Source organism: Mesorhizobium sp. B2-4-12, assembly GCF_006441575.1.
Taxonomy (GTDB): Bacteria; Pseudomonadota; Alphaproteobacteria; order Rhizobiales; family Rhizobiaceae; genus Mesorhizobium.
On the sequence record NZ_VFVC01000012.1, the window covers coordinates 1 to 13,098 of the forward strand.

The following is a 13,098-nucleotide window of genomic DNA, read 5'->3' on the forward strand; positions in this document are numbered from 1 at the left end:
CGCCCGGCCCCGTCTCGAGCCAGCCTGGAAACTGACCTTGAGAGACGCGCTGACTGCGTTCTGTTTTCACAGTTTCGCCGAAGACGCCGTTGTATCTGACAGACAGGCCGATGCCATTGACGCCATTCAGCTCGAGGCCGGCGCCGACCGATAGAGCGGCGAATCGACCGCTTCCGTCAAGTACAATGCGGGGTTGCCGGGCAGATTCTCCGCTGCGGCAAAGCGGCCTTCGATCTCCCATGCCTTGTTCGAGAACTCCACCCCGGCCATGGCATCGCCGGACAAACGTCCTATATACGAAGGATGAATAGCATCTTTGGCAGGAATGAGCGGATGTCAGTACATCGACCATCGGTGGTTTTTGCATCGGCGGTGCTGGCGGCGGTGGTGTTGGCCGGTGTTGCTGTGCCTGCTTCCGCGCAAGCACTCAACCCCGCTGCCAACGGCAACGCGCTGATCCAGCAGAACGATCTGCAGACCTTGCAGAACCGGGTTCAGCGGGAGCAATTTCAGCAGCAGCAACAGCAGTATCGGGCTCAGGACCGCGTGATCGTCCAGCAGCCGCCGCCGGTCGTGCCGAAGGTCAGGCCGACCTGCCAGACGCAGATAATCGGCAACACGGCTGTGAGCACTTGCCGCTGACAGGCCGGCACCTCCTTTTATTTAGCCGACTTACATGGTAGGCGCGCTCTAGTGCCCCTGCGGCAGTTTGGGTTTTGCAAAGGCGCCGCATCACGCTATGGGGCACTGCACCGACTGGATTTTACGAATGGCAGCCACCAAGAAAAAGGCCGTGCGCAAGGCCAAGAAAGGCGAGAGAATCCGCCAGGTCGCCGCGGTCCCCTTTCGGCGGAACGCGCACGGCGATATCGAGGTGATGCTGGTCACGTCGAGAACGACGAGACGCTTCATCGTGCCCAAGGGTTGGCCGATGAAAGGCAAGAGCGGACGCAAGGCAGCCACCATCGAGGCGCAGGAGGAAGCCGGCGTGCTCGGCAAGACGCTGAGAGAGCCGGCAGGCTCCTATTCCTACTGGAAGCGGCTGGCCAGCCACTTTGTCCGGGTCGACGTCATCGTCTATCTGCTTGAAGTGACGGAAGAGCTTGCCCACTGGCAGGAGGCCAAGCGGCGGCAGCGGGCATGGCTGGCGCCGGCCGATGCGGCGATGCTCATCGACGAACCGGATCTGTCGACGCTGGTGAAGACCTTGAAGCTTCCCGAGCCCGCGCCACTCGACCAGGTATAGGCTTCACGCGCCAGCCTCATCCTCCTCCGGAAACGGCCGCGCCGGTGTGCCTGCATAGGCCCACAGCCATTCGCGCGGCAACGGGCCCTTGTTGCGCTCGGCTTGCTGCGATTGTTCCCAGGCATGCGCCAGGATGCCGACAGAGCGCGACAGCACGAAGAGCCCGCGCGTCAGCGGCGGCGGAAAGCCGAGTTCGCCATAGATGACGGCCGTGGCGCCGTCGATGTTGAGCGGTATTCCTTTGCCTTTGCGCCGCGCGACGTCAGCCTCGATGGCCTCGGCAATCTCGGCGAAACGCCCCTTGACGACACCACGCGCGGCAAAGTCGCGGGTCAGTTCCAGCAGGCGCGGCGCGCGTGGATCTACCGGATGGAAGCGATGGCCGAAGCCGGCACATAGCCCTTCTCCTCGGCGAAGAAGCGGTCGAGCCGTAACGAGACGGCATCTTGGAGCGTCGCCCCACCATCGAGCGCCACCGCGATGTCGCCATAGAAAGAAAGCGCCTGTTCGCCGGCGCCGCCATGCACATCGCCGAGCACGTCGCCGACGGCGAACAGGCCGACGGCGGCAGTGATCACATCGACGCCGTCAAGCAGTTCGGTCATGCCGAAGGTGAAGCGCGGCTGACCCGTCTGCAGGCCACGCCGATCATGCCGATTACGAAGCCGGCAAACAGGCTGGTCAGACCGCGCGATGAAGGCCAGCACCATCGGCGAGAAATATACGGCCGAGCCGAAGGCAAGCGCGAACTTGACCACCACCGGCGCGAGGAAGGCGACGCCCAGCATGCCAAGAGTGCTGGCGACGAAAGAGCCAATCGCCAGGTGGCGAGCGCGGCACCGTCGCGCCCGGACCGCGCCATCTTGTTGCCTTCCAGAGCGGTGACAATGCGACGTCCGCACCTGTCTCTACCGCGTCGAATCCAAGTATCCGATTCGCTACACCATACGCGAAGGCGACGTGTTGCCTTTGCTGGCCGGATCGGGCGGACGCGTGCTCGCGGCATTTTCCGGCCAGCCGGGCGAACCCTACGAGAGCATCCGCGGAACCTGTTGCTGTCTCGCCGTCGGCGACCGAGACCCCGAGACGGCGGGCGTCTCGGCGCCGTTCGGACCGGGAGGCGTTTTGCTGGGCGCCTTGACGCTGGCCGGCCCCAGCACGCGCGTCGACGCTGCGTTTCTTCAACCATGAGACGTCGGTTGCCCTAGCGGCGGCTCGCGCCACCCGTGCCTTCGGCGACGATGCCTCCATGCTGGAGCAAGCCAGCCTCGCGGCGGAGGCTCAGCCCTAGGTCGTTCGGTTGCGACCCAGGCAAGATGGCCGATAAGCCTCAAATACAAACTGATTCAATTCGAAGCAGTTGCCTGACGTTACGTAATATTCGGCCGCCATGGCAAGAATCGCCGCCGCAAACAGCGAAAGTATTTATTTGCTGTTAAGCCCGCCATGATAACCGGATCGTGGTCGCCAGCCGAGCGACATGCGGGAAACAACATCGTCTCAACCGGTGAATGAAACAGTCGGACAGACGCGCTGACAGGATCATGGCAAGCCCATGAGGATTCGATGAAGCTGTCACCCATTGATGCGAGTTCCCGTCTTCTCGGACTCGTATGGCCCTTCGTCGCCGTCGTCCTCATCCAGGCGCTGGTGGCCAGCCTCAGCCTCTACACCCTTTCGGCGGTTCGTGCTTATGTCGGCGGCGAGAGCCAGTGGTCGAAGGGCCAAAAGCACGCTATCTATTTTCTCAGCCTCTATGCCGACACCGGCAACGAGGACTTCTTCAGCGAGTATCGCGCGGCGATCGCCGTTCCGCTGGCTGATCGGTCGGCCCGCCTGGCACTCGAGCAATCTCAGCCCGATATCGAAGCCGCGAGCATCGGTTTCCTGCAGGGTGGAAATCACGTCGACGATGTCCCCGGAATGATCTGGCTGTTCCGGGATTTCCGTGGTTTCAGCTATCTCGATGCCGCCATCCGCCATTGGACGGCCGCCGACGCCATGATCCTCGCCATCCAGCGGCTCGGCGGCACGATGCACGAGACGCTGAGCAAGGGGCCGGCATCTTTGGCCGAGATCAGCGCCTGGAAAACGCAGATCCACCAGCTCGACCGTGAGATCAGCCCGCTTTCCAAGGCCTTCTCGGAAAGCCTCGGCGAAGGTTCGCGCTTCATCAAGATGCTGCTCACCTTTGCCAATCTCGTCACCGCCGCCTTGTTGATACTGCTTGCCGTGTGGCGCACGCGCAAACTGCTCGCGCAGCGTCAGGCCTTCCAGCTGGCGCTCAATACCGAACGCGAGCGCGCCCAGATCACCCTGGCTTCGATTGGCCAGGCCGTCATCAGCACCGGCCCTGACGGGCGGCTGGATTACATGAACGCGGTTGCCGAGAAGCTGCTGGCTTGCCCGTTGGGCACAGCCAGGGGCAAGCCGATCGCATCCTTGTTTCGCCTGGTGGACAAGGACACCAGCTTTGAAGAATCGCAACTGGTCGAGCACCTTCTGGCCGGCGACCCGCGTCGTTCCAGCGCCCGTCCGCAATTGCTGCGGCGGCCGGACGGCTCCATTGTTCCCGTCGCGCTGACCGGCGCGCCCCTGCTCGTTTCCGGCGAAGTGGTCGGCGCGGTGCTCGCCTTCCACGACATGACGCGGGAAGAGGATTATATCGAGCGGCTTTCATGGCAGGCCTCGCATGACGCGCTGACCGGGCTCGCCAACCGGCGCGCTTTTGAAAGCCGGCTGGAAAGGACGATCGTCGACTTGCAGGGGCAGGCCCGGCAGCACGCCTTGATGTATCTCGATCTCGACCAGTTCAAGCTGGTCAACGATACCTGTGGCCATGCCGCCGGCGACCAGTTGCTGCGCCATATTTCCTCGGTGTTGACCAACGAATTGCGGTCCGGCGATGTGCTGGCCCGGCTGGGCGGCGACGAATTCGGCGTGCTGCTGATCGATTGCGAGGCCGGCACTGCGGCCGACATCGCCGAAAGGCTGCGCGCGGCCGTGCAGGATCTGCATTTTTCCTGGGATAACAGGCCCTTCAACACCAGTGTCAGTGTCGGCATGGTGCAGATCGCCAATGCGCAAGCGACGATCGAGGAGGTTCTGCGGGCCGCAGATGTCGCCTGCTACATGGCCAAGGAGAAAGGCCGCAACCGTGTCCAGATCCACAGCGACGGCGACATGGCCTTGCGCGAGCGTTTTGGCGAGATGGCCTGGGTGCAGCGCCTGCACATCGCCCTGGAGCAAAATCGCTTCAGGCTTCATGCCCAGGAGATCTGGCCGCTCAACGACGACGTCGCCGAGGCTGGCGCGCATATCGAGATCCTGTTGCGGCTGACCGACGAAGACGGCAGCTTCGTCACCCCGCAGAGCTTCATTCCCGCGGCCGAGCGCTACGGCCTGATGCCGTCGATCGACCGCTGGGTGGTGCGCAACACGTTCCGCATTCTGGCCGCACGGCAAGCCGATGTGCGCATGGCGCCGATCACTACATGCGCCATCAACCTTTCCGGAGCGACGTTCGGCGACGAAACGTTCCTCGATTTCCTGCGCGAGCAGTTCCTCGTCCATCGCATTTCGCCTGCGATGATCTGCCTGGAGATCACCGAAACCAGCGCCATCGCCAATCTCACCAATGCCATGCGCTTCATTGCCGATCTGCGCGGTCTGGGCTGCCGTTTCGCGCTCGACGATTTCGGCTCCGGCATGTCGTCCTTCGCCTATCTGAAGCACCTGCCGGTCGACTATCTCAAGATCGACGGCAGCTTCGTCAAGGACATGCTAGACGACCGCATCGACCGCGCCATGGTCGAGATGATCCATCACATCGGCAAGGTCATGGGCAAGCGCACCATCGCCGAGTTCGTCGAAAGCGACGGCATCGTCGCGGCCCTGAGGACGATCGGCGTCGACTATGCCCAGGGCTATGGGATCGCCAGGCCACAGCCTTTCGACAGCTCGACGGTGCTGCGCGGCCCGGACATCGCTTCAGCCGCGGCGGCTGCGGCAGATCCGTGGGCCGATCTAGCGCAGAAACTGCACCGCAGAGCCGGCTGAAACCGCCTCAGGGCAGCCGCTCCAGCAAAATTGTCGCCGCGTCGTGATAGGCGGTACGCGTCACTTCACGGTAGCCGCACTTCCTCGCGACGTTCAACGAGGCGGTGTTTTCTGGATCGATGATGCAGACGGTCTTGGCCCGTCCGAACGTCTCCTCACCCCAGCCGTGCACGCGGCTGACGATTTCGGTGGCAAGGCCGGCGCCATGGGCGGCCGGAGCCAATGCCCACCCCGCTTCGGGAATGCCTTCGATCGACGGTTCGATATCACGCTTCAGGTCGTGGAACCCGGCCTCGCCTATGAAACGGCCGGTCGCCTTCTCCTCGACGGCCCAGAAGCCGTAGCCGAGCAGCGACCACAGGCCGGCGTGACGCAGGAAGCGCATCCAGCTTTCCTCGCGTGTGCGCGGCTTGCCGCCGATGAAGCGGGTGACGACCGGGTCGACCCACATCGCCGCATAGGCGTCGAAATCCTCCAGCCGGTGTGCCCTTAGAACGGTTCGCTGCGTCTCGATCACGGGGGCAACGGTCGCTTGCGGATTGTCCATGGATTGCCTCGCTGATGTTGCCCGCGCTTAGCAAATCGCCCCCGGTGTGCAAGGGCCAGCGCGACACGCGCCATCATCCAGGGGCGTGCAATATTCCACGGTGACCTGAGTCGAACTTCAGCCGTGCCAGGCCATATTCATCGAGACGCCGGCGCGCTGCAATTCGTCCAGCATGCTTTGGCATGGGATTTCCCGTCAAGGATGCTACCGTCGCGGCGTACCGATTTAGCTATGCGGCCAGCGGGTCTCTCTCGCAAGCGGCGCCGTTCGAGCAAAGGGAAAGAGCATGGACACGACCGATCTCGTGCTGGCAATCGTCCATCATCTGCTGGTGTTTTCCTTGGCGGGGATCATCGGCGCAGAATTCGTGCTGATCCGTGGCGACTTGCCCGCCGCGACGCTCAAGCGGCTCGCCGGCATCGACCGCCACTACGGCGCCATCGCCGCACTCATCATCATCGTCGGCATCGGCCGCGTCGTCTGGGGCCTCAAGGGCTGGGAATTCTACGTCCACAACTGGGTGTTCTGGGCCAAGATGGCGGCGTTTGCGATCGTCGGCCTGCTATCGATCATTCCCACCGTGCGCTTCATTTCCTGGAACAGGCAAGCCAGCGCCAACCCTTCCTTTGCCGTGCCGGCGAGCGAACTGGCCTCGGTGAAGACCTATGTCCGCGCCGAGGCGTTGGTCTTCCTGCTGATTCCGGTCTTCGCGGCTGCGATGGCGCGCGGTTACGGCTATTGATCCTCGGCGGCCACTGTCTCCAGCGGAGCGATCGGCACCAAGGGTGCCGGAATGCTGGTGGTCTTCTCCCGCGCCTTGCAGATATCGGCGATGACGCAGGCCGGGCAATCCGGCTTGCGCGCCTTGCAGACGTAGCGGCCATGCAGGATCAGCCAGTGATGCGCGTGGCGCATGTACTCGTCCGGGATGATCTTCAGCAGGCCCTGCTCGACCTCTTCCGGCGTCTTGCCGGGCGCCAGGCCAAGCCGGTTGCCGATGCGGAAAATATGCGTGTCGACCGCCATCGTATGCTGGCCGAAAGCCATGTTGAGCACGACATTGGCGGTCTTGCGCCCGACCCCCGGCAGCTTGACCAGTTCATCGCGGTTATCAGGCACCTCGCCGCCATGGTCACGGATCAGCGCCTCCGATAGTGCGAGGACGTTCTTGGCCTTGTTGCGCCAGAGCCCGATGGTCCTGATATGGTCGCCGAGCTTGGCTTCACCGAGCGCCAGCATCTTTTGCGGCGTGTCGGCAAGCTTGAACAGCGCCCGCGTCGCCTTGTTGACGCCGGCATCGGTCGCTTGCGCCGAAAGCACCACCGCCACCAGAAGCGTGAAGGCGTTGATGTGTTCGAGTTCGCCCTTCGGCTCCGGCCGCTGCACCGAAAAGCGCCGGAAAATCTCATGCACCTCGGCCGGGCTATAGAGCGACCTGGACCGCATTGGCCTGGGGCGCGGCCTGGCGGTCGAGCCGTCACGCCGTCCGGGCAAAAGTTCACTTTTGGTCAGGGAAGAATCTTTGGACTTGGGGCTCGCCATTTCCTTCCTATAATATCGTGACATGAGTGACACAAACGCCTCGTTCAAGGCTGACGAACCATTCTTTCATGCGTTGCTGACACCACACCGGTCGCTGGGCAGGACAGGCTTCTTCGTTCTGATGGGCGCCCTGCTGTTCGGCTGGCTGGTGACAGGCGCGTTTTTCCTGTCACGCGGCGCCTGGCCGGTGTTCGGCTTCTTCGGCCTCGACGTCGTCGCCGTCTACATCGCCTTCCGTGTCAACTACCGGGCCGCCCGCGCCCGCGAAGAGGTTTCGGTCTCCCGCACCAGCCTCGATATCCGCAAGACGGATCCTTCGGGGAAATCGGAAGCGCATCGCTTCAACCCGTTCTGGGCACGGTTTTCGGTGGCCCGTCATGCGGAAATCGGCATCACCAGGATGACGGTGGAAGCACAAGGCCAGAACGTGGCGATCGGCGGCTTTCTCGATCCCGACTCCCGCGAAACCTTTGCCACCGCCTTTTCGCGGGCGCTGGCGACCGCCAAGACGCGCTGAACCGACCTTTTCCGAAACCGGTTCCCGTTTTTCGGAATGACGCCCTAAAAGCGATATCGCAGGAGTCTGCCGATCTTGCGCAACGCCGGAATGTGTTTCCAAAGGCGGACGAACAGTTTGGCTGACCAGCCCATGCGGGCGGCGTGTTCGGGCTTGTAGGCGGAAATATCCTCGACGAACCGCAGCTTCGGGACCGCCCGTTCCAACTCGTGCGGATCCTCTATGGACCAGTGGACCTCGGCGCCAGTCACCCTCAGGGCTGGATGGAGCCGAAGCAGCTTCAGCCCGAAACTGCTGTAGGCATCGAACATCAGTTCGCCACTGGCAAGATGCCAAACAAGCCGCGAAAGCAGGCGGAGCCCTTCGTCGGCGGGGAGATAGGGCGTCAGCCCCTCCGCCATCACCATGGCCGGACGGTTGCGGGGCACTTCGGCCAGCCAGCCGGGTTCGATCACCGACGAAGCGATGAGATGATAGTGGTTTCGGGACGGGTAGAGTTTCCGCCTGAGTTCGATGACCTCCGGATAGTCGACATCGAACCAGTCCACGCCGACTGGCGGGGCGACACGGAAGATGCGCGTGTCAAGCCCGCAGCCCAGATGCAGCACGATGGCACCAGGATTTCTGGCCAGAAAATCCTCGACACGGACGTCCAATGTCTTGGCCCGGATTGCCAGGCCGATGCCGAGATTGTCATCGATCTTGAGCCTGGAGAAATCATAATCGATCTTGCGCACCGCCTCGTCGGCGAAATGATCTTCCAGCAGCGAATTGGGCAGCCGGCTCTCCAGCGCCTTGCCGTAGAGCGTCATCAGCAAGGTTTCCTTTGCCCCGGTGATATCTGTTTTTTCGCCAGCCATCGCCGCCTCTTGGGCACGAAATGCGAGTCTATCTGGGCATGCGAGGCGAGAAGGCAAGTTTCGGGTGGCGATCGGCGCCCCAAGGGGCGATATTCCAGGCCAAGGAGACAGTTCCATGAGCACGCAGACAGCGGTCCTCAAAAAGGACATCACGCCCGAGGGCAGCGATTATGAGATCGTTCGCCGTGCCATCGAGAAGATCAGCCTCGACTACCGTGATCAGCCATCGCTGGAAGAACTGGCCGAAGAGGTCGGCGAGACGCCGACCGGCCTGCAAAAACTCTTCACCCGCTGGGCCGGCCTTTCGCCAAAGGCCTTCCTGCAGGCGGTAACGTTGGACCATGCGCGCCGACTGCTCGATTCCGGCATGCCGCTGCTCGAAACCTCGTTCGAACTGGGCATGTCCGGTCCCGGCCGGCTGCATGACCTGTTCGTCACCCATGAAGCGATGTCGCCCGGCGACTACAAGACGCGCGGCGCGGGCCTGACTATCCGTTACGGCTATCACCCCTCGCCTTTCGGCACCGCCCTGATCATGGCCACCGATCGCGGCCTTGCCGGGCTTGCCTTCAGCGACCCCGGCGAGGAGCGCGCCGCTTTCGCAGACATGTCCAGCCGCTGGCCGAACGCCCTCTATGTCGAGGATATGGCCGCGACCGGTCCCTACGCCGCCCGCATTTTCGATCCGACGTTGTGGCGCCCCGACCAGCCGCTGCATGTCGTGATGATCGGCACCGACTTCCAGGTTCGTGTCTGGGAGGCGCTGCTCCAGATACCCATGGGCAAGGCTCGCACCTATTCCTCCATCGCCGCCAGCATCGGCGCGCCGAGCGCCAGCCGGGCCGTCGGCGCCGCCAATGGCGCCAACCCGCTGTCTTTCGTCGTTCCCTGCCACCGCGCCATCGGCAAGTCAGGCGACCTCACCGGCTATCACTGGGGCCTGACCCGCAAGCGCGCCATCCTGGGCTGGGAGGCCGGGCAAGTGTCGTCCTGAAATATCGATTTTTGCTTCCACTTTGCTTCCACAGAGATATATCCTGGCGATAGCATTCGTTCGGGTCAGCCGGAATCGTCAACGGCACTCATACCGTTCAGGTCGACCTCACCGCCACCAGGTCGAGCGGCATCTTCCCGGCCGGCAAGTATCAGGGCATGCTCACAGTGCTGTGTGAGTGACGCGGCAAATAGTGCTGGACCATTCGCGTGGTCTGGCGTCGAACGGCTTGTCAGGATAGCTTCCCGCATTCAGCAGGGAGGCACTTCTTGATTATCGTTGTCGGCTCGATCAACCTCGACCTTATCGCCAATGTCGACCGCTTGCCGAGCCCCGGCGAAACGGTGAGCGGTTCCGGCTTCACCACGGCGCCCGGCGGCAAGGGCGCCAACCAGGCGCTGGCCGCCGCGCGCGCCGGTGTCGCGGTGCGCATGGTCGGCGCCGTCGGCAAGGACAATTTCGCCGCCGAGGCGCTGGCACTGCTGCGCGACGCCAAGGTCGACCTGTCGGGCGTGGGTGAAACCTTTGCGTCCACCGGCACGGCGCTGATCATAGTCGGCGACGACGGCGAGAACATCATCGCCGTGGTGCCCGGCGCCAACGCCTCCGTCGTGCCCGGCGACCTTTCCAAGACCTTTGTGAAAGAGGGGGACGTCGTGCTCCTGCAGCACGAGATTCCGCTGGCGACCATCGAAGCCGCACTCGACCAGGCAAGCGCGGCCGGCGCCGTCACGGTGCTCAACACCGCTCCGTTTCACGCCGAGGCGGCGGCCTTGCTCGGCAAGGCTGACTACGTCGTAGCCAACGAGACGGAGTTCGACCTCTATGGCGAGGCGCTGGCGCTCGGCGGTCGCGACCGGGCGGCACGCATGCGCGATTTTGCCGGCAGGACGGGGCGCACCATCGTCGTCACACTCGGTGGCGATGGCGTGATGGCAGCAACGCCGACCGACTTCCTGACCGTCCCGGCAATGAAGATCACACCTGTCGACACGGTCGGCGCCGGCGACACCTTCTGCGGGTACTTCGCTGCCTGTCTCTCGTCCGGCCTTGCGCTCGACAAGGCGCTGGCACGCGCCGGCGCGGCCGGCTCGCTGGCCTGCCTGAAGCCTGGCGCCCAGCCGGCGATCCCGTTGGCCGCCGATGTCGACCAAGCCCTGAAATCCCATTGAGATAAGAAAAATGCGCCCCCGGACCAAACATGCCGTGCCGCCAGCCGGCGACATTTGCCGGTTGTCGGCTGTCGACCTCGCCGACGCGATCCGCCGCAAGAGACTTTCCGTGCGCGAGGTGGTGACGGCCTTCCTCGACCGCATCGAAGCGGTCAACCCGCTGGTCAACGCCATCGTCTCATTGCGTGAGCGCACGGATATACTGCGCGACGCCGATGCAGCCGATAGCCGGCAAGCGGCCGAAACCGAAACGCTCTTCGGCCTGCCGATCGCCATCAAGGATCTCGCCTCGACCACAGGGCTCCGCACCTCTTTCGGCTCGCCGATCTTCGCCGATTTCGTGCCGCAGGAAGATGACTTCTTCGTCGAGCGTATCCGCAACGCCGGCGCCATCATCATCGGCAAGACCAATGTCCCCGAATTCGGGCTCGGCTCAAACACTTACAACAACGTATTCGGGCCGACGCTGAACGCCTTCGATCCGGCGCTCTCCGCCGGCGGGTCGAGTGGCGGCGCGGCGGTGGCGCTGGCGCTCGACATGGTGCCCGTCGCCGACGGCAGCGACTTCGGCGGCTCGCTGCGCAATCCGGCGGCCTGGAACAATGTCTACGGCTTCCGCCCGTCCCAGGGGCTGGTGCCCGGCGGGCCGGACCTCGAGGTCTTCCACGCGCAGATGGGCGTCGAGGGACCGATGGGCCGCAACGTCGCCGACATGGCGCTGCTGCTGGACGTACAGGCGGGATATCATCCGCAGGCGCCATTGTCCTATGAAAAACCTGGCTCGTTCCTCGAAGGGCTCGCTGGACCAGCAACCAGCGGCAGCATCGCCTGGCTCGGCGATCTCGGCGGTCATCTGCCGATCGAGCCGGGCATTCTCGATCTCTGCGAGGCGGCACTCGGCCGGTTCGTCGAAGCATCCTTCCCGGCTGAACCCTTGCGGCCGGATTTCGATTTCGAGGCGCTGTGGCAGGCTTTCGTGACGCTGCGCCAGGCCAGCAGCGGCTGCGCTCTCAAAACCCATTACGACGACCCCTCGAAGCGCGGCCTGCTGAAGCCGGAAGCCATTTGGGAGGTGGAAAACGCGATGCGGCTGACGGCGCCGCAGATTCGCGCCGCCTCGGTCGTCCGCACCTCCTGGCATCGCACGCTCCTGTCGATCTTCGACCGCTTCGACCTGATCGCGCTGCCGACCGCACAGGTCTTCCCCTTCGCAGTCGGCATGCACTGGCCGCGCGAGGTCGCGGGACGCGCGATGGACAGCTATCACCGCTGGATGCAGGTTTCCGCCTTCGCCACGCTTGGCGGCTGCCCGGCGGTCAATGTGCCGGTCGGCTTCGACGACAAGGGGAGGTCGATGGGCATGCAGCTGATCGGACGGCCGCGCGGCGACGTGGACGTGTTGAGGGCTGCCGCGGCCTACGAGGCAACGCTGCCGTGGCAGGCTGGCGCCTGAGTTGCACGGCATGCGCCGCTACCGCCGCCATGCATTGATTGTCGTTCACCGCGCTGCGCAGCCGGCGCTCTGATCGAGGAAAACATGTCGCTCGAACTCTACGCAGCCTATGTCGTCGCTTGCATCGTCATCATCCTGGTGCCCGGACCCACGGTCACGCTGATCATCGCCAACAGCATCCGCCACGGGTCGCGCGCCGGCCTCGCCAATGTCGCCGGCACGCAGGCCGGCCTTGCCGTCATGATTGCCATCGTCGGTATCGGTCTCAACACGCTGATTTCGGGCATGGGCCACTGGTTCGAGTGGGTGCGATTGATCGGCGCCGCCTATCTGATCTGGATGGGCGTGCAGATGTTCCGCTCCAAGGGCACGCTGAACGCGGACGGAACCGCCAGAAAGCCGCGCGGCGGGTTCTTCATGCAGGGCCTGCTGGTGGCGCTCAGCAACCCCAAGACGCTGATCTTCTTCGGCGCCTTCTTTCCGCAGTTCATCTCTCCAGCCGGCAACTACCCGCTTCAGATCGTCATCATGGGTTTCACCGCCATGATCTTCGCCGCCATGTCGGACTCGACCTATGCATTGGCCGCCGGCCGGGCCGGCCGCATGCTCTCGGCCAGCCGCATCAAGCTCCTGTCCAGGATCGGCGGCAGCTTCATGGTCGGCGGCGGCCTGTGGCTGGCGTTTTCACGGTCGAAATGATGGCGAAGC

Annotated in this window: 12 protein-coding genes and 2 pseudogenes; 9 read left to right on the forward strand and 5 right to left on the reverse strand. The window is 63.7% G+C overall.

The window, feature by feature from the left end; translation table 11 throughout:
* Positions 1–303 precede the first annotated feature (303 nt).
* The gene (locus FJ934_RS09735) at positions 304–642 is read left to right on the forward strand and encodes a hypothetical protein (RefSeq protein WP_140609143.1); all 339 of its coding nucleotides are present in this window, start codon (positions 304–306) and stop codon (positions 640–642) included.
* Positions 643–769: 127 nt separating this feature from the next.
* Entirely contained in the window at positions 770–1,246 is a 477-nt protein-coding gene (locus tag FJ934_RS09740; RefSeq protein WP_140609145.1) for an NUDIX hydrolase, read from the forward strand.
* Positions 1,247–1,249: 3 nt separating this feature from the next.
* Here FJ934_RS09740 and FJ934_RS09745 read toward each other — a convergent pair.
* Both FJ934_RS09745 and FJ934_RS27955 read right to left on the reverse strand, forming a co-directional pair.
* Positions 1,250–1,788, reverse strand: a pseudogene (locus FJ934_RS09745) (citrate/2-methylcitrate synthase); the annotation flags it as partial.
* Positions 1,780–2,135: pseudogene (locus FJ934_RS27955) on the reverse strand (tripartite tricarboxylate transporter permease); the annotation flags it as partial. The pseudogenes FJ934_RS09745 and FJ934_RS27955, both read right to left, overlap by 9 nt.
* A gap of 677 nt (positions 2,136–2,812) precedes the next feature.
* Between FJ934_RS27955 and FJ934_RS09755 the strand changes: the two are divergent.
* Positions 2,813–5,305: an EAL domain-containing protein gene (locus FJ934_RS09755; protein ID WP_140609147.1), complete on the forward strand. Its 2,493-nt coding sequence runs from the start codon at positions 2,813–2,815 to the stop codon at positions 5,303–5,305.
* A 7-nt stretch (positions 5,306–5,312) separates the two neighbouring features.
* Here FJ934_RS09755 and FJ934_RS09760 read toward each other — a convergent pair whose 3' ends face one another.
* Entirely contained in the window at positions 5,313–5,852 is a 540-nt protein-coding gene (locus FJ934_RS09760) for a GNAT family N-acetyltransferase (RefSeq protein WP_140609149.1), read from the reverse strand.
* A 286-nt stretch (positions 5,853–6,138) separates the two neighbouring features.
* Between FJ934_RS09760 and FJ934_RS09765 the strand changes: the two genes are divergently transcribed.
* A complete protein-coding gene (locus FJ934_RS09765; protein ID WP_140609151.1) occupies positions 6,139–6,594 on the forward strand; it encodes a DUF2214 family protein in 456 nt (151 codons plus the stop codon).
* On the opposite strand, the gene nth is transcribed toward FJ934_RS09765, so the two are convergent.
* Positions 6,588–7,394, reverse strand: a complete 807-nt coding sequence (nth, locus tag FJ934_RS09770) for an endonuclease III (protein ID WP_140609153.1) — start codon at positions 7,392–7,394, stop codon at positions 6,588–6,590. The genes FJ934_RS09765 and nth overlap by 7 nt on opposite strands.
* Positions 7,395–7,416: 22 nt before the next feature.
* Between nth and FJ934_RS09775 the strand changes: the two genes are divergently transcribed.
* The gene (locus tag FJ934_RS09775; protein ID WP_140609155.1) at positions 7,417–7,911 is read left to right on the forward strand and encodes a DUF2244 domain-containing protein; all 495 of its coding nucleotides are present in this window, start codon (positions 7,417–7,419) and stop codon (positions 7,909–7,911) included.
* A gap of 44 nt (positions 7,912–7,955) precedes the next feature.
* On the opposite strand, the gene FJ934_RS09780 is transcribed toward FJ934_RS09775, so the two are convergent.
* On the reverse strand, positions 7,956–8,771 hold the full coding sequence (locus tag FJ934_RS09780) for a class I SAM-dependent methyltransferase (RefSeq protein ID WP_140609157.1): 816 nt from the start codon (positions 8,769–8,771) through the stop codon (positions 7,956–7,958).
* Between the two features lie 115 nt (positions 8,772–8,886).
* Between FJ934_RS09780 and FJ934_RS09785 the strand changes: the two genes are divergently transcribed.
* The 4 genes from FJ934_RS09785 (at position 8,887) to FJ934_RS09800 (ending at position 13,089) form a co-directional block, all read left to right on the forward strand.
* Positions 8,887–9,765, forward strand: a complete 879-nt coding sequence (locus FJ934_RS09785; RefSeq protein ID WP_140609159.1) for a bifunctional helix-turn-helix domain-containing protein/methylated-DNA--[protein]-cysteine S-methyltransferase — start codon at positions 8,887–8,889, stop codon at positions 9,763–9,765.
* 269 nt (positions 9,766–10,034) lie between these two features.
* The gene (locus FJ934_RS09790) at positions 10,035–10,937 is read left to right on the forward strand and encodes a ribokinase (RefSeq protein ID WP_140609161.1); all 903 of its coding nucleotides are present in this window, start codon (positions 10,035–10,037) and stop codon (positions 10,935–10,937) included.
* Between the two features lie 10 nt (positions 10,938–10,947).
* The gene (locus FJ934_RS09795; protein WP_140609162.1) at positions 10,948–12,390 is read left to right on the forward strand and encodes an amidase; all 1,443 of its coding nucleotides are present in this window, start codon (positions 10,948–10,950) and stop codon (positions 12,388–12,390) included.
* An 84-nt stretch (positions 12,391–12,474) separates the two neighbouring features.
* On the forward strand, positions 12,475–13,089 hold the full coding sequence (locus FJ934_RS09800; RefSeq protein ID WP_140609164.1) for a LysE family translocator: 615 nt from the start codon (positions 12,475–12,477) through the stop codon (positions 13,087–13,089).
* Positions 13,090–13,098 lie beyond the last annotated feature (9 nt).